Annotated in this window: 25 protein-coding genes; 13 read left to right on the top strand and 12 right to left on the bottom strand. The window is 71.4% G+C overall.

Translation table 11 applies throughout. The features are described 5' to 3' along the window. A partial coding sequence (locus ACFQUZ_RS25600; RefSeq protein ID WP_377446550.1) for an RICIN domain-containing protein occupies positions 1 to 307 on the bottom strand: 307 nt, incomplete at its 3' end. Positions 308 to 778: 471 nt separating this feature from the next. Next, positions 779 to 1,333, bottom strand: a complete 555-nt coding sequence (cpt, locus tag ACFQUZ_RS25595) for a chloramphenicol phosphotransferase CPT (RefSeq protein WP_377446549.1) — start codon at positions 1,331 to 1,333, stop codon at positions 779 to 781. Between the two features lie 95 nt (positions 1,334 to 1,428). Here cpt and ACFQUZ_RS25590 point away from each other — a divergent pair, with 95 nt between their 5' ends. Both ACFQUZ_RS25590 and ACFQUZ_RS25585 read left to right on the top strand, forming a co-directional pair. Next, entirely contained in the window at positions 1,429 to 2,115 is a 687-nt protein-coding gene (locus ACFQUZ_RS25590; RefSeq protein WP_377446548.1) for a HEAT repeat domain-containing protein, read from the top strand. Beyond that, the gene (locus ACFQUZ_RS25585; RefSeq protein WP_377446547.1) at positions 2,102 to 3,106 is read left to right on the top strand and encodes a HEAT repeat domain-containing protein; all 1,005 of its coding nucleotides are present in this window, start codon (positions 2,102 to 2,104) and stop codon (positions 3,104 to 3,106) included. The genes ACFQUZ_RS25590 and ACFQUZ_RS25585 overlap by 14 nt, the downstream gene beginning before the upstream one ends. A gap of 139 nt (positions 3,107 to 3,245) precedes the next feature. Here ACFQUZ_RS25585 and ACFQUZ_RS25580 read toward each other — a convergent pair whose 3' ends face one another. After that, on the bottom strand, positions 3,246 to 4,679 hold the full coding sequence (locus ACFQUZ_RS25580; RefSeq protein WP_377446546.1) for a hypothetical protein: 1,434 nt from the start codon (positions 4,677 to 4,679) through the stop codon (positions 3,246 to 3,248). Next, complete coding sequence (locus ACFQUZ_RS25575; RefSeq protein ID WP_377446553.1) at positions 4,676 to 5,542, bottom strand: ABC transporter ATP-binding protein; 867 nt, start codon at positions 5,540 to 5,542, stop codon at positions 4,676 to 4,678. The genes ACFQUZ_RS25580 and ACFQUZ_RS25575 overlap by 4 nt, the downstream gene beginning before the upstream one ends. Before the next feature lie 37 nt (positions 5,543 to 5,579). On the opposite strand from ACFQUZ_RS25575, the gene ACFQUZ_RS25570 reads away from it, so the two are divergent. Beyond that, complete coding sequence (locus ACFQUZ_RS25570; protein WP_377446545.1) at positions 5,580 to 6,161, top strand: TetR/AcrR family transcriptional regulator; 582 nt, start codon at positions 5,580 to 5,582, stop codon at positions 6,159 to 6,161. A 40-nt stretch (positions 6,162 to 6,201) separates the two neighbouring features. Here the strand turns inward: ACFQUZ_RS25570 and ACFQUZ_RS25565 are convergent, their stop codons facing one another. The 3 genes from ACFQUZ_RS25565 to ACFQUZ_RS25555 form a co-directional block, all read right to left on the bottom strand. Further along, positions 6,202 to 6,858: an HAD family hydrolase gene (locus tag ACFQUZ_RS25565; protein ID WP_377446543.1), complete on the bottom strand. Its 657-nt coding sequence runs from the start codon at positions 6,856 to 6,858 to the stop codon at positions 6,202 to 6,204. 93 nt (positions 6,859 to 6,951) lie between these two features. Next, a complete protein-coding gene (locus ACFQUZ_RS25560) occupies positions 6,952 to 7,614 on the bottom strand; it encodes a response regulator (RefSeq protein WP_377446542.1) in 663 nt (220 codons plus the stop codon). Further along, the gene (locus ACFQUZ_RS25555) at positions 7,611 to 8,747 is read right to left on the bottom strand and encodes a sensor histidine kinase (protein ID WP_377446540.1); all 1,137 of its coding nucleotides are present in this window, start codon (positions 8,745 to 8,747) and stop codon (positions 7,611 to 7,613) included. Before ACFQUZ_RS25555 ends, ACFQUZ_RS25560 begins: the two co-directional genes overlap by 4 nt. Positions 8,748 to 8,890: 143 nt before the next feature. On the opposite strand from ACFQUZ_RS25555, the gene ACFQUZ_RS25550 reads away from it, so the two are divergent. From ACFQUZ_RS25550 to ACFQUZ_RS25535, 4 genes are all read left to right on the top strand, one after another. Further along, a complete protein-coding gene (locus ACFQUZ_RS25550; protein WP_377446538.1) occupies positions 8,891 to 9,889 on the top strand; it encodes a carboxymuconolactone decarboxylase family protein in 999 nt (332 codons plus the stop codon). A 5-nt stretch (positions 9,890 to 9,894) separates the two neighbouring features. Then, a complete protein-coding gene (locus ACFQUZ_RS25545) occupies positions 9,895 to 10,347 on the top strand; it encodes a DUF6220 domain-containing protein (protein WP_377446536.1) in 453 nt (150 codons plus the stop codon). After that, positions 10,344 to 12,083, top strand: coding sequence for a multicopper oxidase family protein (locus ACFQUZ_RS25540; RefSeq protein WP_377446534.1), 1,740 nt, complete (start codon positions 10,344 to 10,346; stop codon positions 12,081 to 12,083). The genes ACFQUZ_RS25545 and ACFQUZ_RS25540 overlap by 4 nt, the downstream gene beginning before the upstream one ends. A gap of 80 nt (positions 12,084 to 12,163) precedes the next feature. After that, positions 12,164 to 12,805 carry a LysE family translocator gene (locus ACFQUZ_RS25535; RefSeq protein WP_377446532.1) on the top strand — a complete coding sequence of 214 codons (642 nt, stop codon included), beginning with the start codon at positions 12,164 to 12,166 and terminating at the stop codon, positions 12,803 to 12,805. Positions 12,806 to 12,863: 58 nt separating this feature from the next. Here the strand turns inward: ACFQUZ_RS25535 and ACFQUZ_RS25530 are convergent, their stop codons facing one another. After that, on the bottom strand, positions 12,864 to 13,316 hold the full coding sequence (locus ACFQUZ_RS25530) for a hypothetical protein (protein ID WP_377446530.1): 453 nt from the start codon (positions 13,314 to 13,316) through the stop codon (positions 12,864 to 12,866). 93 nt (positions 13,317 to 13,409) lie between these two features. Between ACFQUZ_RS25530 and ACFQUZ_RS25525 the strand changes: the two genes are divergently transcribed. Both ACFQUZ_RS25525 and ACFQUZ_RS25520 read left to right on the top strand, forming a co-directional pair. Then, positions 13,410 to 14,075: a TetR/AcrR family transcriptional regulator C-terminal domain-containing protein gene (locus ACFQUZ_RS25525; protein WP_377446528.1), complete on the top strand. Its 666-nt coding sequence runs from the start codon at positions 13,410 to 13,412 to the stop codon at positions 14,073 to 14,075. A gap of 275 nt (positions 14,076 to 14,350) precedes the next feature. Continuing rightward, positions 14,351 to 15,082 (top strand): alpha/beta hydrolase, encoded by a 732-nt coding sequence (locus ACFQUZ_RS25520; RefSeq protein WP_377446526.1) that lies wholly within the window; start codon positions 14,351 to 14,353, stop codon positions 15,080 to 15,082. 146 nt (positions 15,083 to 15,228) lie between these two features. On the opposite strand, the gene ACFQUZ_RS25515 is transcribed toward ACFQUZ_RS25520, so the two are convergent. Both ACFQUZ_RS25515 and ACFQUZ_RS25510 read right to left on the bottom strand, forming a co-directional pair. Continuing rightward, positions 15,229 to 16,491, bottom strand: a complete 1,263-nt coding sequence (locus ACFQUZ_RS25515) for a hypothetical protein (RefSeq protein ID WP_377446524.1) — start codon at positions 16,489 to 16,491, stop codon at positions 15,229 to 15,231. 189 nt (positions 16,492 to 16,680) lie between these two features. Beyond that, a complete protein-coding gene (locus tag ACFQUZ_RS25510; RefSeq protein ID WP_377446522.1) occupies positions 16,681 to 17,724 on the bottom strand; it encodes a saccharopine dehydrogenase family protein in 1,044 nt (347 codons plus the stop codon). A 101-nt stretch (positions 17,725 to 17,825) separates the two neighbouring features. Here ACFQUZ_RS25510 and ACFQUZ_RS25505 point away from each other — a divergent pair, with 101 nt between their 5' ends. Continuing rightward, the gene (locus ACFQUZ_RS25505; protein ID WP_377446520.1) at positions 17,826 to 18,773 is read left to right on the top strand and encodes a helix-turn-helix domain-containing protein; all 948 of its coding nucleotides are present in this window, start codon (positions 17,826 to 17,828) and stop codon (positions 18,771 to 18,773) included. 51 nt (positions 18,774 to 18,824) lie between these two features. Here ACFQUZ_RS25505 and ACFQUZ_RS25500 read toward each other — a convergent pair whose 3' ends face one another. Further along, positions 18,825 to 19,199 (bottom strand): winged helix-turn-helix transcriptional regulator, encoded by a 375-nt coding sequence (locus tag ACFQUZ_RS25500; protein ID WP_377446518.1) that lies wholly within the window; start codon positions 19,197 to 19,199, stop codon positions 18,825 to 18,827. Positions 19,200 to 19,310: 111 nt separating this feature from the next. On the opposite strand from ACFQUZ_RS25500, the gene ACFQUZ_RS25495 reads away from it, so the two are divergent. Then, a complete protein-coding gene (locus ACFQUZ_RS25495; RefSeq protein ID WP_377446516.1) occupies positions 19,311 to 19,958 on the top strand; it encodes an NADPH-dependent F420 reductase in 648 nt (215 codons plus the stop codon). 77 nt (positions 19,959 to 20,035) lie between these two features. Here the strand turns inward: ACFQUZ_RS25495 and ACFQUZ_RS25490 are convergent, their stop codons facing one another. Continuing rightward, a complete protein-coding gene (locus tag ACFQUZ_RS25490; protein ID WP_377446515.1) occupies positions 20,036 to 21,247 on the bottom strand; it encodes a Clp protease N-terminal domain-containing protein in 1,212 nt (403 codons plus the stop codon). A gap of 120 nt (positions 21,248 to 21,367) precedes the next feature. Between ACFQUZ_RS25490 and ACFQUZ_RS25485 the strand changes: the two genes are divergently transcribed. Together ACFQUZ_RS25485 and ACFQUZ_RS25480 are read left to right on the top strand one after the other, a co-directional pair. After that, positions 21,368 to 22,399, top strand: a complete 1,032-nt coding sequence (locus tag ACFQUZ_RS25485; RefSeq protein ID WP_377446513.1) for a sigma-70 family RNA polymerase sigma factor — start codon at positions 21,368 to 21,370, stop codon at positions 22,397 to 22,399. 71 nt (positions 22,400 to 22,470) lie between these two features. Further along, entirely contained in the window at positions 22,471 to 23,034 is a 564-nt protein-coding gene (locus tag ACFQUZ_RS25480) for a dihydrofolate reductase family protein (protein ID WP_377446512.1), read from the top strand. Positions 23,035 to 23,140: the final 106 nt, after the last annotated feature.

Below are 23,140 nucleotides of genomic sequence, written 5' to 3'. Positions count from 1 at the left end.
TCAGCCGGTAGTAGCCACCACCGGAATCCACGAACTGCCACTGCTGGTTCGCCCCGTTGTTCCGCGTCCACTGGGTGATCCGCGCCCCGTCGTTGGTGGCCGAGGCGTACAGGTCAAGGGCCTTACCACTGTTCCGGTTGACCAGCACGTACCAGGCGTTGGTGTCGACCGTCGCCGCCGCCGCGGGCGCCGCGGTCAGCACACCCAGGGTGCCCGCCGCGACGACCGTAACCGTGGCGGCGGCCAGTCCTGACCGCCAGCGACCGCTCCGTGCCGGGACGGGAGCAGCCGCACCGATGGCCTTCATAATCCGCTCCTTCGATCGAGGCGCGCGCGGTCGGGGGAAGGGACGCACGCGCCGTACCTGCCGGTGGCTCAGCGGTGGCACCAGCACGGTCTGATGGATGGTTCGCGGGCACCGACGCCACTCGTCGGGGCGCGGGCGGGTCCACCCCGCGCCGAACCCGAGAGTCCGGTCGGGCCCAAACCGACCGCGGCGGTGCGTCAGCTTGCGGGCCGGCCGGCTGGGCTCCCGTCAGTCGTCAGCTCCGCGCCCTGAAGTTATCGCTAACATCGTCATACGTCAAACGATTGATGGCTGATTCCCTGGCTGTAATGCAGGGAACGGTCGGACCTTGCGCGTTACGCTGCGACGAATGTCAACGCCCACGTCAGCCTGAAGCCGCAGGCCGACGATGCGCCCACGTCGGCCTGAAGCCGCAGGCCGACGATGCGCCCACGTCGGCCCTGGAGCCGCAGGGCCCACGATGCGCCCACGTCAGATCGAAGACGCAGGACCTTCGCGCAGCCGCCCGGCGATTACCCGGGCGCATGCCAGCGCCTCCGTCCGTGTGGTGTCGACCTGCATGTCATAGGCGACACCCTGGTGAACCATGTCGGCCTGCGACTCGGCCATCCCCGCGACCCGGTTGCCCCGGGCGATCTCCCGGCCCGCGGCGACCGCTGCCGCACACCGCACGCCAACCCACAGCGCGTCCAGCCCGGCCAGCGCCTCCCGCCACCGCTGCTGGGACACGGCACCACCGAGGAAAACGTCATCGACGATGACCCGGGCCCCGGCGTGGATCATCGCCGCAACGCCCGCCATCCACGCCGCCTCCAACGCCATGAACTGCGGCCCGACGCTCACCCCACCGTCCGGAGCGAACGCGATACCGGCATCCGTGGCGTGCGCGGACGCTGGCATCGCACCGATCAACGTGTCCACCCCGACGGCAAGCCATGGATCCGGCAGGACCGCCTGCAGGCAACGGACGATGCCCGACTTTCCCGAACTCGATCCGCCGTTCAGCACGATCACCCGAATGGTCACCACGCCACAGTAGGGCCTCCCCGATCCGACCGACACGCACCGCTTGACCTTGACACGGTGACAAGGGCTTCCCTGTCGCCAGGGAGGTGGTGCCGATGACCACGCAGGATGACGACACAACGATCACACGGGCGCTCCAGGCGTTGGAGAACGACGACTCGTCCGTGCGGTTGCGGGCGGCGATGGCGGTCGGTACGAGACCCGACGAACGGTTCGTCACCACGCTTGTCGCGCGGTGTGCCGTCGAGCCCGAGTTTCTCGTCCGGGACATGCTCACCTGGGCGATCACCCGACATCCGTCCGCACTGACGATCCCCACACTCATCGCCGAACTCGGCTCCGAGCGGGCGCAGGCACGAAGCCAGGCGTTGCACACGCTGTCCAAGATCGGAGATCGGCGGGCGTGGCCGGCGATCACCCGGGCCCTGTTGACCGATGCTGACGACGAGGTGGCGCGCAGCGCCTGGCGAGCGGCGGTCGTACTCGTCCCCGATGGTGAAGAATCCGGGTTGGCTGGTGTGTTGGCCACGCAACTCGGGCGGGGCGGGCGGGCGACGCAGGTGAGCCTGAGCCGGGCGCTGATCGCACTCGGCGAGGTGATCACCGCGAGCCTGCGCGCCGCGAAGAAGGATCTCGACCCTCGCGTGCGCGGGCACGCGATCGCCACCGAACGGCTGTGGCACGACCCGGACGCCGGCTTCGAGTTCGGGGTCGAGGAGGCGAAGCGCGTCGTGGCCCTCGGCCCGACGGGTCAGGAGGTGACCGGCGGTGTTGATCGGTGACGTGGCACGGCGGTCCGGGGTCAGCGCCCGCATGCTGAGGCACTACGAATCGCTCGGCCTGGTACGGCCGACGGGTCGCACCGGGACCGGCTATCGGGAATACTCCGGCGACGACATCCGACGGATCTTCCATATCGAGAGCCTGCGGTCGTTGGGTTTGTCGTTGCGTGACGTCGGGCGCGCGCTGGAGGATCCGAACTTCACGCCCGCGGGGCTGGTCGACGACCTCATCCGGCAGACGCGGGACCGCATCGCGGGTGAGGTGGAGTTGCTCACCCGGCTCCGCCGGATCGGTGCCGTGGATCCCGCCGACTGGGCCGACGTCCTTCAGGTCGTCGCGCTCCTGCACGCCCTGGGCTCGGAGAACGCCGGGAAACGCCAACGCGCGGCGTTGTCCTCCGTCGGAGATGTGCCGGTGCCGGTGGAGGCTCTTGTCGAGGCGGTGCTGAGCGAGGCGGACCCGAACGTCGCCGGAGCCCTCCGCTGGGCGCTGGCGCGGTCAGGCGGTGGTGCGGCGGCCCTGTTGGCGGAGGGTCTCGGTGCCCCCGCCGCCGAGGTGCGGAAACGAGCCGTCCAGGCCCTCGCCGAGATCCCGAGCGGGGCGGCGACCGCCGTGCTGCGGGACGCCCTGGCGGACGCCGACGCCGAGGTCCGTAGGTATGCGGCGCTGGCGCTCGGCACCCGCGGCGTGGCCGAGGCGGTCCCGACGCTGATCGAGATGATCGTCGAGGAGACGAACGACGCCGACGCCGCCGACACGTTGAGCGCGATGGCCACCGATCCCGCGTTAACCGATCCGATCGCCGCCAGGCTCGTCGACCGTCTCGGCCACGGGGTCACCGATCCGTCCGCGCGGCAACGGCTGACGCAGGCGCTCGCGGACATCCCTGGCGACACGGCATCGGGTGCTCTCCAGGAACTGGCCCACGACGCGGACCGCGCCGTCGCGCTGACCGCGACCTACGTCCTCACCCTCCGCGACCCGCGTTAGCGCGGGCGGGACGGCGGGGCCGGACCCGATCCCGTGCCCTGGACCAGGCGCGGCCCGGACGGCGGGGCCGGACCCGATCCCGTGCCCTGGACCTAGACGCGGCCCGGACGCCGGGCTCATGGAGCCGACGCCGGCCTCCCTACGCCGATCCGGCGTCGAGCCGGCGGGCCACCCGCCGGGCGAGCGGGACGAGCCAGGCGGCGAGGCAGGCCAGGCCACCGAGCAGGCCGGCCGGGTCGGTGCCGGACCAGGATCGCACGATCCAGAACGTGGGCAACGGCGCGAGTGCCCAGCCGGCCGCTCCGGTCAGCCACCACGCCGCGACCGGTAGGTAGGCGGGTAGCGCCAGCAGTTTGTCCGCGGTCGCGCCCTGTATCCGGCTGCGGGCGAGCGCGAGGGTCGCGAGGGTGAACAGCGGACCGAGCGGCACGGCGAGCAGCAACGCGCCGGTGGCGTGGGCGGGGACGAGGCCGGACAACGGCGCGGCCACCGCGAGCCCCGCGGCGCTGAGCAGCGTGACGGCCGTCAGCCGGTACGCGAGGTAGCGGGTGACGCCGAGCGGTGCGGTGCGCACGATGGTGAGCACGCCGTCTTCGAGGTCGTCCAGGACGACAAGGGCTCCGGTCATGCCGAACGCGACGGGCACGTGCACCGCGACGACGAGGATGGCCAGGACCGGTTCGTACGGGTCCAGGTGCACGCCGTGGGTGCGGTCGAGCCATCCGGCCAGCGACGGATAGCCCAGGCGCAGCGCGAGGGCGAGCAGCAGCGGGCTCAGCGCCACCATCACCAGCATCGTGTCGCGGGTGACGTTGCGCAGGTCCGCCCGGGGGAAGACCAGCCAGCGCGGCCGGGTGGGCAGGGCCCGGACGCGGGTCCCGGTCCGGCCGGGTGCCACGTTCCGGCCGGCGCGAAGCCGCCAGGTGGCGTAGCCCGTGGTGGCCGTCGCCCACAGCGCCAGGTAGCCGAGCAACGGCCCGGCCGGGTAGGGCGACTCGCCGCGCAGCAGCATGAGGGTTCCGGTGGTGGGGATGGCGTACCACAGCGGCCCGGTCAGCAGCCCGACGGACACGGCCAGCGGTGCCGCGAGCAGCAGTGTCAGCGGGCCGGGCAGCGCCACCATGAAGCCCAGGAAGCCGTCCTTGCCGGCGGCGATGCCGGCGGCGAGGGCGAGCAGCAGCAAACCGGACAGCGCGGTCGCGGTAAGCCCCACTCCGATCTGCTCGGTGGGTCGCCCGGCGAGCAGCACCGGTAGCGCCCCGACCGCGATCAGGCCGGCGAGCGGCACCAACCGGGCCGCGACCCGTTCCCCGGCGGGTGCCGGGCTGACCTCGAACGCGTCGGCGGCGCCGGTGGACCGGTCGGTGACGGTGAGCGCCCCGGCGTACAGGGTGCCGACTGTCGCGATCTCCAGGAAGATCAGGTACGGGGTGGCGATCCGGGCGGCCGGTGCCGGCAGCAGCACGAGCAGTGCGGACCAGCACGCGGCGAGTCCGAGGATGGCCGCCGGAATGTGCTGCCGCCGCTGTGCGCGTAGTTCCAGGGCGAGCAGCGCGGGTAGCCGCCAGGTCATGGCGTCGCCCTGGCCGGCGGGCTCGTGATGGCGATGAAGACGTCGGCGAGGGTGGCCTCGCGGGTGTGCACGGTCCGCACCCGGCCGGTGGCGAGCAGGGACAGCAGACCGGGATCGTCTGGCGACGGGAACTCGGCGTGCCTAAGCTCGCCGGCCTCGGTGAACTCCACGAGCACCGAGCGGTGCCCGTACGCCATCCGGAGGTTGCGCGGGGTGTCGATGGTCATGATGGCGCCGTCGCGCGCGAAGGCGACCCGGCTGCACAGTTCCTCGACCGCGGGCATGTCGTGGGTGGTGAGGAAGACGGTCCGACCCGCGTCGGCCTGGGCGCGGATCACCGCCCGGACGTCGGCGGCGTTTCCGGGATCCAGCCCGGACGTCGGCTCGTCGAGGAACAGCACGTCGGGCCGGTGCAGGATGGCGCGGGCCAGGTTCAGCCGCATCTTCATGCCCTTGGAGAACGTTCCGGCGCGGCGGTCGGCGACGTCGGCGAGGCCGACGGCGGCCAGTGTCCGCTCCGGCGCGTCCGGTGGAGCGCGGTGCAGCGCGGCGAAGGCCGCCAGGTTCTCCCGGGCGGTGAGTTTGGGGAAGTACGCCGGGAGTTCGAAGCCGACGCCGATTCGCTCGTAGAGCCGCCGCCCCCACCGGGCGACGGGTTCGCCGAGCACCTCGACGGTGCCGGTGTAGCGGCGGTGCTGGCCGGTGAGCACGCGCTGGGTGGTGGATTTGCCGGCGCCGTTCGGCCCGAGCAGGCCGAAGATCTCCCCGGCGGCCACCGTGAAGTCGACGCCGGCCACCGCGTCGCGCGCCGCGGCCGGGTACCGCACCCGCAGCCCTTCGACCCGTACGACCGTTTCTTGCATCACGATGCAACTTTACATCGTGATGTAGGATCGCGCCATGGGGCTGCGGGAGCGGAAGAAGGAGCAGACGCGCACGGCGCTTGTCGACGCCGCGACCCGGCTGTTCACGGCGCAGGGATACGACAAGACGACAGTCAAGGACATCGCGGCTGCCGCCGGCGTCTCGACCCGCACCTTCTTCTCCTACTTCCGGGCCAAGGAGGACGTGCTGTTCGCCGGCACCGACAAGCGGCTACAGGCGATCGCGGAAGCGTTCGACACGGTCCGGGCCGACAGCCCGGCACAGGCCGTCCGCCGGCTGCTCGAACACGTCCTGACCACATCGGACGATCTGTCCGACCCGGACCGGTTCGCCATCATGTTCGCCAGACCCGAGTTGCAGGCGCAGGCGTTGCGACGGCTGACGGCCGCGCAACGGATGATCGCCGAGTGGCTGCGACGGACCTACCCGGACCGCCTGGACGATCCTCTCTCCCACGCGGTGTCCGGCGCCGTGGTCGGCACGCTGGTCGGCACCGTTCTCGGCGGCATCGAACGGGGCGATCCGCCGGACGAGTTGGGTGAGCACCTGCGTCGCGCCCTCACCCTGCTCGACGGTGGGCTGCGCGCCCTCGACTGAGGCAGTCCGCCGGCGCCGTGGACGGTCCCGGCCGGGGGCGTCAGCCGCTGGCCGCGTTGTGCTTCGCGACCAGGCTCGGGAGTTCGTCAAGCGAATCGACGCGGAACAGGCTCTGGGCGGCCACGGCCGGCATGTCGAGGATGTGGCCCCACGGACCGCGCCGGATCAGGCAGGTCATCATGCCGGCCGCGATGGCCGGGCGCACATCGTTGTCGGGGCGATCGCCGACATACAGGATCGACGACGCGTCGCCGCCGCCCTCGCGGACGACCCGTTCGAAGAAGGCGGGTGCCGGCTTCGTCGCGCCCCAGTCCTCCGACGTGCCGATCACGTCCACGGGGAGGTCGAGAGCGCGGAGGATCGTCCCGGCATATGTCGGTTGGTTGCCGGCCAGACCCACGAACAGGCCCTGGTCCTTCACGGCGGTCAGGCACCGTCGCGCGTCGGGGTAGAGGTCCTCCTCGCCGAACGACTCCGGCCTGCCCGCGGCCGCTCGCTGCGCGCGCTCGGCGTCGAGGTCGAAATCGGGCCGGAAGACCCGGAAGGTCTCCCGGTAGTCCAGGCCCCGGGCGATCACGGCACCGAAGACCGCCGAGAACGTGTGTCGTGGGACGTCGAGCCAGTCCGCCCAGGTCTCGAACTCGCGGGACTCGTCAAGAATCGTCCCGCCGACATCGAAAAAGATAGCTTCGATCACTCGCACTCCCCCGTCACGGCCACGCTCCAGTGGATCATAGGCGGGCGGGTCGACACCCTCGCATGATCATCACCCTGCTCACGACGTGCGGGGTCAGCGGCGGCGCGGCGCCACCAGCCCCGACTCGTACGCCCACACGACGAGTTGGGCGCGGTCGCGGCAGTACAGCTTTGTCATCGACCGGTTGACGTGGGTCTTGGCGGTCAACGGACTGATCACCATCCGGTCGGCGATCTCGTCGTTGCTCAGCCCGCGGGCGACGAGTTCGACAACCTCCTGTTCGCGGGCGGTCAGCACGTCACGTCCGGCCGCCGGGTCCACCGGCGGCGGTCCGGTGACGAACTCGCTGATCAGTGTCCGGGTGATCGTCGGGGCGAGCAGCGCGTCACCGCGGGCCACGACGGCGACGGCGTGCAGCAGGTCGGCCGGGTCGGCGTCCTTGAGGAGGAATCCGCTGGCACCCGCCCGCAGCGCGGCGAAGACGTAGGAGTCGAGCCCGTAGTTGGTGAGGATGAGGACGCGGATCGCGGCGAGGTCCGGATCGGCGGCGATCCGCCGGGTGGCCTCGATGCCGTCGAGTCCCGGCATCTGCACGTCCATCAGCACGACATCCGGCCGCAGCCGTCGGGACAGCCGGACGGCGTCGGCGCCGTCGGCCGCCTCGCCGACCACCTCCAGGTCGTCCTCGGCGTCGAGCAGCGCCCGGAACCCGGCCCGCATCAGCGCCTGGTCGTCGACCAGCAGCACCCGGATCACGAGCCCAGGCTCCCGTCCAGCGGGAAGGTGGCCCGTACGGTGAACCCTCCGTCGTCGCGGGGGGCGGCGTGCAGCTTCCCGCCCAGCCCGGTGACCCGTTCCCGCATGCCGCGCAGGCCCACACCGGGGGTCACCGGCCGGTGCGGTGACGCCTGGCCGTCGTCGGTCACCGAGACGCTCAGCCGGGCGGGGGCGTAGTCGACGTGGATCCGGGCGGTGGCGGGTCCGGCGTGGCGGGCCACGTTGGTCAGGGCTTCCTGAACGACGCGGTATCCGACCTGGTCGACGTCGCCGGGCAACTCCCGTCGCTCGCCGGTGACGGTCACCTGCACCGGCACGCCGGCCGCCCGGGTCCGCTCGGCCAGTTCACCCACCCGGGCCAATCCGAGCTGGTCCGTATCGGAGGGCGAGCGCAGCACGTCCAGGGTCGCCCGCAGTTCCTGCATCGCGGTGCCGCTGGCCTCCTGGATCGCCAGCAGCGCCGCCGACGGCTCCTCGCCGTGCTTGCGAGCCAGGTGCACGCCGATCCCGGCCTGCACCTTGATCACTGAGATGCTGTGGGTCAGCGAGTCGTGCAGATCCCGGGCGATGCGCAGCCGCTCCTCGCCGGCGCGCCGTAACGCCATCTCCTCACGGGTGCGTTCGGCCTCGGTCGCCCGCTGTTCGGCCTGGTTGAGGTAGGCCCGGTGCTGTCGCGCGATGAGCCCGGCGACGTTGGCCGCCACGAACCAACCCAGCAGCAGGGTGGTCCGCTCGATGACCAGCTGGGCGGGTTGGTCGGCGGGGGCGACGGTGATGTCGCGGGCCAGGAAGCCGCCGAGGAAGGCGACGCTGGCCAGGGCGGCGGCCAATCGATGTCCCAGCCAGGCGGCGACGAGGACCGTGCCGAGGACGGCATAGGCGGCGAACACTCCCGGATGCGTCCGGATGTGGAGGGTCAGCATGGTGGCGGTCACCACCACCAACGCCGGCACCGGGTGCCGCCGGCACACCGCCAGGGCCGCCGCCATGACCAGCACCAGGCCGACATCGAACGGGCGCGCCGGGGCGGCGTCCGGGGTGAGGGCGGCGCTGCCGAGCAGCACGACACCGAGAACGAGTCCAGCGAGGGCGAACGGCAGATCACGGCGCACGATCGCACTGTAGAACGGTCCTTCGTCGGGAGGCATCCCGCGCCCGTGGTAGCAGCGGCATACCGCGGGCGTGGTATCGACGCCCGGTCGAGTGTCTGCGACGGCACGACGTTTTCCCGACCCGCCGAGGCGAGCATCGAGCCATGACATACCGCTTCACCACGCCGTCCCCGGCGAACGCCGCCACCGGGCTCACGGCGGAGGTCTACCGGCAACTCCGGGACGACTTCCTGGGACCGGTACCGACCTTCCGGGTGCTCTCGGCCACCCCGGACCTGTTGGCCGCCACCTGGGCGCTGCTGCGCGAGGCGCTGCTCGCCGGCGACACGTCCCGGGTCGACCGGGAACTCGTGGCGTCGGCGGTGTCCCGGGTCAACCGGTGCCGGTTCTGCGTCGACGCCCACGTGATGGTGCTGCACGGGCTCGGTGCGCACGACCTGGCCGAGGTCGTCGCCCTGGGCGGGACGCCGCCCGGACCGAGGCACGCCACGCTTGCCGACTGGGCCGCGGCCAGCCGCACCCCGGGGGCGACCGGTTGGACGAGCGCGTACGGTCCCGAGGTCACCGGCACCGTGCTCGCCTTCCATTTCATCAACCGGGTCGTCTCGGCGCTGCTCGACCCGGACCTGCTGCCCGGTGGCCTGCAACGCTCCCGCCTGGTGCGATCGGCCGGAGGCCGGCTCTACGCCCGGACCGTCCGGCGGCCGATAGCGGCGGGCGGCAGCCTGCCGCTCCTCGACACCGGCGGCACGACGCCGCCGGCGTGGGCGGGGGACAGCCCGGTCGGCGTCGCGTACGCGTCGTTACGGGCCGCCGCCACGCAGGGTGGAGACCTGCTGGGTGACCTGGCACGGCAGACCGTCACCGCCACCGTGGCCTGGGAGGACGGGCGACATCCGGACCGGCCCGCGGAGTGGGCCGCCGACCTGACCCGGGACCTGTCCGGCGTCGACCGGGTCGGGGCACGGATCGCGTTGCTGGCCGCGTTCGCACCCTCCGCGATCCACCCGGGCGATGTCGGGCTCTGGCGGTCGCGCCACCCGGGGGACGCGGACCTCGTGCGGCTGGTCGCCTACGGCGCGATCACCGCCACCGATCACCTCACCCGGGCGCTGGCCCCGGCCGATTCTTCTGGGAGGTAGAGACCATGCGCAAGGTCTTCATCATCGCCACCGCACTGTCGCTCGCCGCGTTCACCGTGCAGTTCATCCTCGCCGCCGTGGGCGCGTTCACGAAACCCGCGGTCGACGGCGCCTACGTCCTGCACAGCGTCAACGGGACAGTGGTCATCCCCGTACTCACGCTGCTCACCATCCTGTTCGCCGCGCTGGCGAAGGCGCCCGGCCGGGTGATCGGGCTGGCCGTCCTGCCGTTGGGTCTCGTCATACTGCAGGCGCTGCTCGCCACGTTCGCGAACGCGGCCACCGACGCGGTGGGGGCCAGCACCCCCTTCGGCCTGACGATGGCCGGGCTGCACGCGCTCAACGGGATCATCGCGGTGCACGTCGTGGTCGGTGTCCTCCAGGCGGCGCGCAACCTGGCCGGTCCCGCGCCGGCTGACGCTCCCGGGGTGACGTCCCGGGAAAAGGAGCCGGTGTGACCGTCGGCTCGCTGCTCGTCGCCGATCTGGCGATCGCGCTCCTCGGGACGGCGTTGTGGCTGGGCGGCGGCGCCGCGGCGGTCGCCCGGCGCCGCCGGCTCACCCGCTGGCTGGCCGCCGCCGCGGTGCTGGCCACCGCCGCGCGGGCAATCACGATCATCGCGCTCGCCCGCGCCGGCTGGTGGTTCGCGGCGGAGAAGGTCCTCGTCGCCGCCCCGCTGTCGCTCGCGGGGGTGGCCGTCGCCGGGTCGAGGCTGCTGCGGACGTCGGGCGACATCCGGTCCGCCGCGGTGCCGCTCCTGTTCGCGGGGTACGCCGGAAGCGGTGCCCTGCTCGTGACGGTCCTGCACGGTTATCCCCCATCGGCGGGCGGGGCGCTGCTCGCGGTCGCCGGTGTGGTCGGCGCCACCGCGGTCTCGCGGCGCGTCCTGGATCCGCGCCCGTCCCCGGCGGTGTCCCGCGCCGGTGTCGCGCTGGCGGTCGCGGCGCTGCTGACCGGGACCGCGCTGACCGCCGTCCCGGGCGCCGCTCCCGGCGTACACGATCATGGTTATCCGCCGGAATCGCGGACCGTGGGCGAACCGACCCGGCAGTTCACGCTGACGGCCGGGACCGCCACGGTGAACGTCGGCGGCGGTGACGTCGCGGCCTGGGCGTTCAATGGGCAGGTCCCCGGGCCGGAGTTGATCGCCACCGTCGGCGATGTCCTGGAGGTGACGCTGCGCAATCGGGACATCGCGCGTGGCGTCACGCTGCACTGGCACGGTTACGACGTGCCCAACCGCCAGGACGGGGTGCCCGGCGTGACCCAGGACGCGGTTCTGCCCGGGCAGGAGTTCGTCTACCGGTTCCGGGCCGACCAGGTCGGGACGTACTGGTACCACACGCACGCGGTTTCCGACATCGGCGTGCGAAAGGGCCTGTACGGGGTCCTGGTGGTGCGGCCAGGGCCAGCGACCGGCGTCGACGTCACCGTGCCGGTGCACACCCTCGCCGGCCGCCCGCTGCCCGCACCCCGCACCGAGCGGGTCCAGGCGGGCACGCCGGTGCGGCTGCGGCTGGTCAACACCGACAGCACGACGCACCGGTACGCGTTGGCCGGGGCCCCGGTCCGGGTTGCCGCGATCGACGGTATGGACCTGCGTGGCCCCACCCCGCTTGTGGACACCGCCGTGCTGATTCCGGCCGGTGGCCGTTACGACCTGGTGTTCACCGCGCCCGCCACGCCGGTGGCGCTGTTCGTTGACGGTCGGGAGGTCTACGCGACCGGACCGGTGTCGGTGAATACCGATAGGTGGCCGGTGCTGGACCCGCTCACCTACGGCACTGGTGCTCCGGTGCCGTGGTCGCGGTTCGACGAACGGTTCACCCTCGTCCTCGACCGCGGGCTGGACTTCCAGGGGCTGCTTCCGCGGTACGCGCACACCGTCAACGGAGCCGCCCATCCGGACATCCCGCCACAGGTTGTCCGCTCGGGTGACGTCGTCACGTTCAGGATCGTGAACCGCTCCCCGGTGGTGCATCCGTGGCATCTGCACGGGCATCACGTCCTCGTGCTGTCCCGCGACGGGCGGCCGGCGACCGGGAGTCCACTGTGGTTGGACTCGTTCGACGTCCGTCCGGGTGAGATCTGGGAGGTGGCGTTCCGGGCGGACAACCCCGGCGTGTGGGCCAACCACTGCCACAACTTGGCGCACGCCGACGCCGGGATGGCCCTGCACCTGATGTACTCCTGACCCGCGGTGGTGGCCGCCCGGAGCGGCCACCACCGCGGTGGGTGTTGGGTACGGCTGGTCGGTGGGCCTAGATTCAGGTCATGCCCGCACCGGAAGCACTGTTTGCCTTCGCGCTCGCCTCGGTCCTGCTGGTCCTCGTTCCGGGGCCGAGCGTGCTGTTCGTGATCGGACGCTCGTTGTCGTTGGGTCGTCGTGGCGGTCTGATGAGTGTGCTCGGCAACGAGTTGGGCGCGCTCCCCCTCGTCGCGGCGGTGGCCTTCGGGGTGGGGACAGTCGTGGCCGAGTCGGTCGTGGTGTTCACCGTGGTCAAGTTCCTGGGCGCCGCGTACCTGGTCTATCTCGGTGTGCAGGCGGTTCGGCACCGAGATGCCGCGGGGCGGGCCGACGAACCGCGAGAGGACCGGCACACGCCGTCGTGGACGCTGCTCCGGCAGGGCTTCGTCGTGGGCGTGACCAACCCGAAGACGATCGTCTTCTTCGTCGCGGCGCTGCCGCAGTTCGTGGACTTCCACGCCGGAGCAGTCCCGGCTCAGATGATGGTGTTGGGGCTCGTCTTCACGCTCGTCGCGCTCGTCTCCGACTCCATGTGGGCGCTGCTGGCCGACACCGCACGGCAGTGGTTCGCGCGTTCCCCACGGCGGCTACGGGCCGCCCGCGCGACGGGCGGTGGGATGATGATCGCCCTCGGCGGGACGCTCGCCCTGGCCGGAAACAAGGGCTGAGAAGGACGGAGATGACGTCCCGCGCGCTCGCGGGGACGTCACCTCCGTGCCGTCAGGCTTACGCCTCCGCTCGCGTGGTCCGCCACATCAGGGCGAGCACCACCAGCCCGACCAGGCTCGGCAACATGCCGACCCAGCCGAGCAGGGGCGGCAGCCCGGTGTCTCCGGAGGTGTCCCGCACGAGCAGGTTGAACAGGGCGACGCCCGCACCGAGGACGAACAGCACGGTGGCGGCGGTGCCCGCCCACCGCTTGCCGGCCCGGACCGCCCAGATGGCCCAGGCCCAGCAGGCGGCGCCGAGCAGTCCCACAACGGACAGGTACACCAGGTAGGTCGTGGCGGCGGCGTCGATGCGGTCCTTCGGGTAGGTGGGGTAGCCCGCGCGGATGTGGTCGGCCAGCATGTCGCCGGTGACGTGGTCGAGGTACGGGACGACCATCGCGATCGCGGTGATCACGAGGCCGGTGTACATCGCTCGGATCACTTGTCGTTTGTCGCGTGTGGTGGTCATTGAGGAACTCCTTGGTACGTCGGTGCGCGCTGGACTGCCGCGTCCAAACTTACGCCGTATGTTTTCCAGGTTCAGTATACTTACGATGTAAGAATGTCGGCCAGGAGGAGGCTCACCATGCCGCCCCGCCGCACCAGGGGCCAGTCCGCGGGTCTGACCCGGCAGGCCATCCTGCGCGCGGCCCTCACGCTGGCCGACCGCGAAGGGCTCAAAGCCTTGTCGATGCGCCGGGTGGGGCGGGAACTCGGGGTGGAGGCCATGTCCCTCTACCAGCACGTCGCCGACAAGGACGCCCTGCTGGACGGGCTGGTGGAGGAGTTACTCACGCGGGTGGCGCCGCCACTGTGGGAAAACGACTCGTGGCAGGCCGGGCTACGCCAGTACGCGCACGCGCTCCTGCGGGTCCTGCTGGCCCACCCGAACGTCCTCCCCCTCGTGGTGACCCGGCCGGCGATCACCGCACAGAACCTGCGCATGATGGAGAACGCACTCGAGGCGCTGCAGGCGGCGGGACTCCCGCTGCCCACGGCGCTCGACATGCTGTACGCGGTGACCGGTTTCGTGGTCGGTCACGCCGTCATGGCGCACGAGGACGATCACAACGTGGTCAACGCCAGGCAGACGATTCCCGGCATCGATCACCAGGAGTATCCCCGACTGGCCGAGGCCACCCGGGCGGCGCTGCCCACCGGACCGAATCTCCGCTTCGAGTTCGCGCTGGACGCCATGCTGCGTGGGTTCCTCGATGGCCTCCGGTGACGGCGACCGGCAACCATGTGATCGAAGGCCTGTCACGGCGTGCGGCTCACCGGTAGGCACGGCCCTCCCTGCGCCGCCCGACGCCGCGCGGACCAGTGTGGTCGCGAAACCGATGGCGGAACACGGCTCCCGCTGCTAACTTCCGGAGGCCGTGCGAGAGACCGGGGAGGTGGTATCCGTGAACATGTCGACATGGGTGCTCCCCTGCGGGGTCACGGTCGGGCGGTAGGTCGTCCGGGAGCGCCGTTCACGAGCGCTCCCCGAAAGGCACGACCATGGAATTCACCGCTGAGCAGCGCCTCGACGACGATGTGCTGGAACGCGAGTTCACCCTCGGCGAGATCCCGGGCATCCTGTGGACGCCCGGACCCGCACCCGCGCCGGCCCCACTGATCCTGCTCGGCCACCCCGGCGGGCTGCGCAGGATGTACCCCCGACTGGCCGCCCGGGCCCGGCACTGCGCGCACGACGGCTTCGCCGCGGCCACCATCGAACTCCCCGGCGGGGGTGACCGACGCCGTTTCGCCGTCGTCGAGCAGGCCCGTGCCGACCTGCGCCGCGCCCTGGAGGCCGGCGAGCCGGTCGACGACGACATCGTCAGTCGGCTCGTCCTCCCGCTGGTCGACCAGGCGGTTCCGGAATGGCGGGCCGCCCTGGACGCCATCCTGTCACTGCCCGAGATCGGGGGCCCGGTCGGTTATTCGGGAGGGGTGATCGCCATCGGTGTCCGGCTGGCGGTGGTCGAGCCACGGATCTCGGCCGCCCTCCTGTTCGCCGGAAGCTACGTCCCCCGGGCCATGTTCGACGAGGCCCGGAAGATCACCATTCCGCTGCAGGTGCTGCTGCAATGGGACGACGAAGGCAACGACCGGCAACTGGCCCTGGACCTGTTCGACGCCTTCGGCTCCACGGAGAAGACGCTGCACGCCAACATGGGTGGGCACACCGGTGTCCCGCGGTTCGAAGCGGACAGCGCGAACCAGTTCTTCGCCCGGCACCTCCGGTAGGACCGGGACGGCCGGGCGCGCACCGGCCGGTATCGCCCATCGGTGGTGACCTCCCGCTCGTCCACCAGCCAGGCGAACGCTTGATGTACCGCACGAACGGGACAACACCGCCACCGGTGAGCCGGTCCGGTGATGAAGGGGCGCGGTCACCGCGGGCGCGACTGCCGTGGGGTTCCTTCCTCCTCCGGCAGTTCGTCGGGTGGCCATTGCCCCAGGTACACGGCCGGCTCGCCCTCGATGACCTCGTCGGCAAGCGTGGCGGCGTCGGCGAGGACGCCGTGCATGACCGGCACCGGCAGGTGTGGGTTGGCGGCGGCCGCTCCGGTCGTTTCCGGATCGTCGAACAGCTCCAGCACCCGGCTGGGCGACAGGCGGGGGTCACCGGCCACGCATTGCCGCACTGCCGGATCCGGGTCGGTGCCAAGCCGCTCGATCAGGCTCGGCGTCGCCTCGGGATCCAAGACTGCCAGCGCTCGGGCCTGCGGGTCCGGGGAGTCCACCAGCCGGGCCAGCCCGAAGCGCTGGAAGCTGGGGTGCTGGAGCAGCCGGCCCCGGGTGGCCGTAGTGGCTTCCAGGTACGTGGTGAGCACCGTGTCGGAAGGGACATCCGGGTGGTGCTCGCAGAGAAGGAGCCGGACCGCGAAATCATCGTCGGCGGCCAGCGCCGCGACATGGTCGGCGCTCAGGTGCGGGTTACAGGCAACGCTGCGACGAAGACCGATGTGTGCCGAGCGCACACAACGGCGCTGAACCTCCGAGTCACGGGTGTCGGTGGCCCACCGGGCCGGTTGGATCCGGTCGTCACGCCCGATGTGGTAGTCGATCACCGCGCGGTGCTCCTCGCTGAGTTCGGGGCGCATCGACACGGCGAGCCGGACGGCCGGTGACGGATCCACCGCCAGTCGGGTGACGAGGTCGCCAGGGAGTCGAGGATCGGTCGCAGCGGCGACGCGTGTCCATTCGTCGTCCGCGTCAACCCGCGCTTCGGCCTGCCGCCTGTCCAGCGGCTGCTCGCTGCCCGGTGCGGGTGGTGGCGACGATCCGGCCGACCGCAGCCGGGCACGTAGGTCCCCCGGCACCCATGGCGAGTCCTCCATGACCAGACCCAGCCTCGGGTTCCGCTCCAGCAGCCGCTCGTACGCCCACGGGGGCAGCGTCGGCTGCGGCGTCCACGTCAACATGAGGAACGAGCTCGGCCCTTCGGCGAGTGCGCGTAGCACGCCGGGTTCTGGGTCCTCCACCAGCCTGGCCCGCTGTTCGGGCGTCGCGTGCACCGCTTGGGCCGCCAGTTCGCGCACCTTGCGGTCGGGGTGGCCGGCCAATGTATCGAACTGCTCGTCGCTCCATCGCGTGCGGAAGGTCAGGGCGACATCCGTTTCGGTCAGGTACTCGTCGAGAAGCCGCCGCAACAGGGCGACGGGGATCGCGGGGTTGCGGGCCAGGCCGCGCAGCCGAGCCCGGGCGGGCTTGTTGTAATGGGCGAGGAACGCGTCGTTTACGTACAGCGGGACCTCCCAGGACCGGTCGCCAGGAACAGTAGTCGCAACCGTGCCGGGCTGGCTGGCCCACCTGTTCCGCCGGCTGGCCGGGACCGCCGGTCAGCCCTGTGTGCCGACCGGGACGTGCGGGGAGAGGTGTGAGGACAGGGCGTGGAGGAAGTCCGGGGCGTCGAAGACCGCGCCGGCGGAGGCGACGCCGGTGGTCCTGGTTCTGCCGGTGAGGATGCGGTCGACGGCCTCCACCGCCAGCGGCGCGCTGACGGCGTAGATGTCTTGTCCGGCGGCGACCGCACGGCGTTCCGCGTGGCCAGAGCGGACGAGGACGTCGACGACGAAGGTTTGCGCGGATCGGCCGCGTTCGTCGACGGCGGCTGGTGCCGAGGCGTCGGGAGCGGCCAGGTCCGCGGCCGCCTTGACGGTCATGTAGGTGCGCACCTCGGGGACGGTCAGGTGGCTGGGAACGGTGACCACGTCGGCCATTGTGAACTCCGCGATGACCGGTTGGGGACCTATGGGGGCCGGGAATGGCCACTCCTCGGTTCGCGGCGCGTCGTCGTGGTACTCCAGCCGTCCACCGGTGTAGCGGAGGCGGCGACCGCCCCGCCGCTGGCCCGAGACAGTGCCCGAGGCGAGGGTTCCGGCGGTGGGGTGCCAACTGCTCAGGCCGTACGCGATGTGCGCTTCGTCGGCGACCGTCCAGTCCCCCATCGCGGTGGTGACCAACAGGTCACCGAGGCCGCCGTAGAAGGCCATCGCCGGGACGACCACGATGCCCGCGGCACGGGCCGGTTCCGTGAAGTGCGCGAACGTGTCAAGGTTCACCTCGATCTCGGCCGCCACGTCGACGTACGGGATGCCGGCGCGTAGCGCGGCCCCGACCAGCGGGGCGGCGGTCGTGGCGAACGGCCCGGCGCAGTTGATCACGGCGGCCGCGCCGTTCAGCGCGTGGTCGAGCGAGGCCGGATCGTCGACCCACGCCGGCCGCGTCTGCAGCCCCGGTTGGCGCCGTGCCAGTGCCAGCAGCTTGTCCTGGTCGCGACCCAGGAGCAGCGGGACGTACCCGCGCTCGCGCAGTTCCGCGACGACGAACCGCCCGGTGTGTCCGTAGGCGCCGAACACCGCGACGTTCCGATCCGATCCCATGTCCGCTCCCGGGTGCTTGACGTGATCCGCTGCTGAGATCGTGTCCCGCTGGTTCACCCGGCGACAGTGTCCGGAACGACACGACCCGTACAATTACCGACATGACCTTGGCCCCCCGTTCCGTCGCGGTCGCCGCTGCCGACGGGATGCTGCACTTCGAACTGGCCCTGGCCTACGAGGTGTTCGGCTCCGCCCCGGACGCTGTGCGCGGCCCCTGGTACGACGTCAGCGTGTGCGGCACCCGACCCGTACGGGTCGGCCGATTCCTGCTGGAGCCGGACCACGGCCTCGACCGGCTGGCACACGCCGGCACCGTGATCGTTCCCGCTGTCGCGGACGTCGACGCGGACCCACCGGCCGACCTCATCGACGCGGTGCGCACGGCTCACCAGGCGGGCGCGCGGGTCGTCTCCCTGTGCACCGGCGTGTTCGTACTCGCCGCCGCCGGCCTGCTGGACGGGTTACGCGCGACCACGCACTGGGCCCACACCGACGAACTGGCCGCCCGCTATCCGCGGGTAACGGTCGACCCGGACGTGCTCTACGTCGACAACGGCACCGTGCTCACCTCCGCGGGCAAGGCCGCGGCGATGGACCTCTGCCTGCACCTCGTCCGCCGTGACCACGGCACCGCCATCGCCAACATCGCCGCCCGCCGCCTGGTCGTGCCACCCCACCGGGCCGGCGGCCAGGCGCAGTTCGTCACCACACCGGTGCCCGCCCAGGACAACCATCCCCTGGCCGACCTGCTCCCCTGGGTGATGCGCCACCTGGACCGGCCGCTCACCGTCGAGGACCTGGCCCGCCAGGCGAACATGAGCTCGCGCCACCTGACCCGCCACTTCCGCTCGGTCACCGGCACCACTCCGCTGCAATGGCTGCTGACCCAACGGATCCGCCGTGCGCAGGAACTGCTGGAGGCCACCGACGACAGCGTCGACACCATCGCCACGGCCGCGGGCATGGGCACGGCGACCACGTTGCGCCGCCATTTCCATCGCACGATCGGCGTACCACCGGACGCCTACCGCCGCACCTTCCGGGCTTGAGGGCCCCTGTCCCGACCGGGATCGCGCTCGCTCGTCGCAGCGGCCACGCTGCTACCGTCTCCGTACCGCGAACCGCTCCTGCGCGTCGAGCACCGCGTCGGCATATCTGCTGGCCCAGGCGCCCATCATCCGCATGGGCTCCAGCAGCGCGTCGCCCGCTTCGGTCAACGCGTAGTCCACCCGGGGAGGCGCTTCCTGGTACGACCGGCGTTCCACCAGACCGTTGTACTCCAGCCGACGCAGCGAATCGTGAAGCACCTTGTGACTGATCCCGCCGATGCGGCTGAGCAGCAACGCCGGACGCAACGGACCATGCGCGGCGATCGTGTAAACCACGACGCTGTCCCAACGGTTGGCGAGGACCTCGAATGCCACCCGGGCGCGGCAGTCGGACGTGTAGTCGTCAGGCTGCTCCGCCATCCTCATGCGTTCATTCTGCTCGCTGTGACGCACACCGTTCGGTGCCTATCGGACTGCCTATCGTTTCGCTTGGTGGTCAGCACCGGTCACCGCGAAGCATGAAGCGGAGTAATACGGATGAAGATCGGCGTTCTAGGAACGGGCGGAATGGCGGCGGCGCTCGGCGGCGCGTGGACGGCCGCCGGGCACGAGGTGGTGATCGGCGGCCGGAGCGGGGAACACGCGGAGCGGATCGCCCGCCGGATCGGTGCCGCCGGACACAGCAGTCTCAGAGACGCGGCGGCACACGGCGACGCCGTCCTCGTGGCAGTCCCGGCGACAGTGGCGCCCCACCTGGTGGGTGGCCTCGCCACCGAACTCGTCGACCGGACGGTCATCGACTGCACCAACCCTCTCGTGCCGACCAACGACGGGCTCATGCTCGATTCCGCCGGTGCCACGTCCGTGGCTGGGCAACTGGCCGCCGTCGCGCCCGAGGCACACGTGGTCAAGGCGTTCAACCTCTGCCATGTCAGCATCTGGACGTTACGTCCGCCCACCTTCGAAAACGTACCGCTGGCTGTGCCGTACTGCGCCGACACCTCCACAGCCGCCGCGGTGACGGAGACCCTGATCGGCTCGATCGGCTGCACGGCAGCGCCATGTGGCGGGCTGGCGCGAGCGGCATCCCTGGAGGCGACGGCAGCGCTCGCGATCGGGCTGTGGTGGTCGGGCGGACAGCCGCGAGCGGCGTTCCCGTCTCCGGGAGAGGCACCGCGCCCCTGAATCTGCCGCCGGAAGCCCGGAGCAGCGACCGCGCCGTCGAGGCCATGGCGCGCTTGATCGGCTCGCGGGGTGGTCGGCTACCAAGCGGCAGGTGCGGCACGAAGGTCCTGCTTCACCTGGGCCCGGATGGCCTCCGGATCGACATCGAGGTCGAGCAGCGCAGCCGATCCGTCGCCGGCGTCGTCCTCGATCACCGCGAGCAACAGGTGGCTGGTACCGGTGTCGGGATGTTGGTGGGACAGCGAGATCTCGGCGGCCCGGGCCATCGCGGAGACGACGTCGGCGCCAGTCAACGGGTCGCCGGGACGAAGCCGTTCCCATTGTCCGCTCAGCGCCTCGGCGGGTGGCTCCGCGGGCCCACCGCGGGATACGGCGAGCGCCCGCAGCCGATCGCCGTCGACGCCATTTGCCCGAAGAACAGCGGCGCCGCGGTTGCGGACGCCGTGGTGTGCGGGCACCGCGATTCCGGCGGCTTCGCGGGCCACGTCATGTGTGATCATCGCGAGCAGGACGTGTACGAGACCAACCACGTCATGGTCCAGCCGGACCGCCTGGCGTTTCGCCTCGTTGTCCACCTCGTTGAGGATCGGGCCGAGGCGGCTGAGTCGGGACATGCGCGCGAAGATCCGTCCCGCGAGCCGGGTGCGCAGGGAATCGGACGATTGCCGCAGGGTCAACCTTTCGATGTCGAGGTCGGGATGCGGGTGGTCGGCCAACCGCATCACCGGATCGGTCCGCAGCCGGTCAGTGGCCGCCAGCCGCGCGGACTCGTGGGGATAAAGGTAGCCAGTTCCGTCGCAGTTGGTTCTTCGCAGCATGCCCAGCGCGAGGTGAGGCGGCCCGGCGAACGGCACGTCGTTGTCGCGGGCGACCGCCAGCGCGCCAGCCAGTGCCGAGCGAAGACCATTGGTCCACGAGGGACGGACGTCGGCCCCTCCGGGCCGGAGCGATCGGCTGCTGCGCGAGCGACGGTATCTCCACTCGACCTCGCGCAGTGTCTCCTGGACGTCCGAATCGAACTCCGTGGGCGGTCCGGACATCAGTTCGCCCACCGACCGTTTGGTCGGAATACGCCGGGGATCGACAGCCATCCGCATCAGGTTCGCGGCGTTCGCCCCGACGACCAGCCATGGCGGAATCGATCTGTGGCGCTGCGGCAGGTGGCACAGCATGTCGAGAGTGCCGACGCTGTCGGCCCCCCGCCGCGCCGCCGCCGCATATGCCTCCCGTAGCACGCTTATGGATATCGCGCCGAGCGCGACGAACGGCGGTGACGCCCCCTGCTCCACGATCCCCGTCCCCTCAGATGAAGGCTGCTGGCGAGATGAGGATAGGAAACGGTCCCCACCGGCCGCCGTCCCATCGACGGCCCTTGACGCGCCATCTGATCCGCGGCCGGCTCAGCCGCCATGGTCGCTCGGGTACGCGGCGGCAACGGGTACGGTCGCCCGGTGACCGACGACACCTTCGCCGAGCGGGTCGAGCAGCACCGGCGCGAGCTGCGGGTGCACTGCTACCGCATGCTCGGATCGTTCGACGAGGCCGAAGATCTGGTGCAGGAGGTGTTCCTGCGGGCGTGGCGTGGGCGGGACGGGTTCGCCGGGCGGTCGTCACTGCGCACCTGGCTCTACCGGATCGCCACCAACGCCTGCTTCGACGCGCTCGAGGGCCGCAAACGGCATCTGCTGCCCGACCAGGCCGGGCCCCCGGACGGGTCCGGGCAACGGGCCGGCGACGCCGGCCCGTGGCTGCAGCCGTTTCCCGACCACCTGTGGGAGCCGGCCGCGTCGAGCGCGGACGAGCCCGAGACGGTGGCGGTCGCGAGAGAGACGGTGGAACTGGCGTTCCTGGCCGCGATGCAGCACCTCCCGCCCCGGCAACGCGCCGCGGTGATCCTGTGTGACGTGCTCGGCTGGCCACCTCGGCAAACGGCGCAGGCCCTCGATGGCAGCGTCGCCTCGGTCAACAGCGCGTTGCAGCGGGCCCGGGCCACGCTGCGCGAGCATCTGCCGCCGGGCCGAGCCGACTGGGCGCCGTCCGCGCCGCCGAGCGAGGCGGATCGGCGGGTGCTGCGCCGGTACATGGCCGCGGTCGACCGGGGCGATGTCGACGAGGTCGCCGAGCTGCTGGCGCGGGACGTACGCGCGACGATGCCGCCGTACCCGGAGTGGTTCGCCGACCGCGAGTCGGTCGTCGCGGCGCTGGCGGCCACCTGGGACGCCAGCTCGCCGGATTACATCGGGGCGTTGCGCCTGGTCGCCACGAGTGCCAACCGGCAGCTGGCCGCGGCCAGCTACCGGCGACCGCCGGGTGGGCACGTCTTCGAGCCGTTCGGGATCGGGCTGTTGCGGGTACGGAACGGCCGGATCAGCGAAATCGTCGCCTTCCACGAGCCGGCGCTGTTCCCGGCGTTCGGTCTGCCAGCGCGGCTGGACCGATGAGGCCCGACCGATGACGTTTCGCGGTGGTCGCCGTCTGCACTACGAGAAGCGATCACCGCGAGGAGGATGGCATGAACGATTTCGCACCACCGACGGCCGACGGCAAGGTGCTCTGGCATTTCACCATGTCCCTGGACGGATTCGTGGCCGGGCCCGACCACGACATGAGCTGGATGATGACGGGAATCTCGATGCAGCCGGGTCTGATCGACGATTACGTCGCGACGACCGGCGCGGTGCTCGGTGGCCGACGGGGCTGGGATGCGTTTCCGGGAGCCGACAACGTCTACGGCGGGGCCTTCACCGGCCAGGTCTTCGTGATGACCCACCACCCGCAGGACGCCGAGCCAGCGGACCGCGTCACGTTCCTCGACTGCGACCTGGCCGAGGCGGTGCGGATCGCGTTGGCCGCCGCCGACGGCAAGAACGTCGAGGTGCTGTCGCCGGACATCGGCCGCCAACTCCTCCAGCGGGGGTTGCTCGACGAGATCGACCTGCACATCGCGCCGGTGCTGCTGGGGCAGGGCATCCGGCTGTACGAGCACCTTGGTGGCAGCCCGATCTACCTCCACCGCGTTGGTGCGGACGATCCGACGGCCGAGGTGAGTGTGCGGTACCGGCCGGCGCCGACGTAGGCGTACGCCGGTCCGAGTGGCGTAGCCGCCGGGCACAACTGCCCGGCGGCTACGCCTGGTCCAGGGCGCGGAACACCTCCGTTCCGGCGTCCTGACACCCGGGTAG

It is taken from the genome of Plantactinospora sp. GCM10030261 (assembly GCF_042666615.1).
GTDB lineage: Bacteria > Actinomycetota > Actinomycetes > Mycobacteriales > Micromonosporaceae > KBS50.
This window is presented reverse-complemented; position numbering and strand designations above follow the sequence as displayed.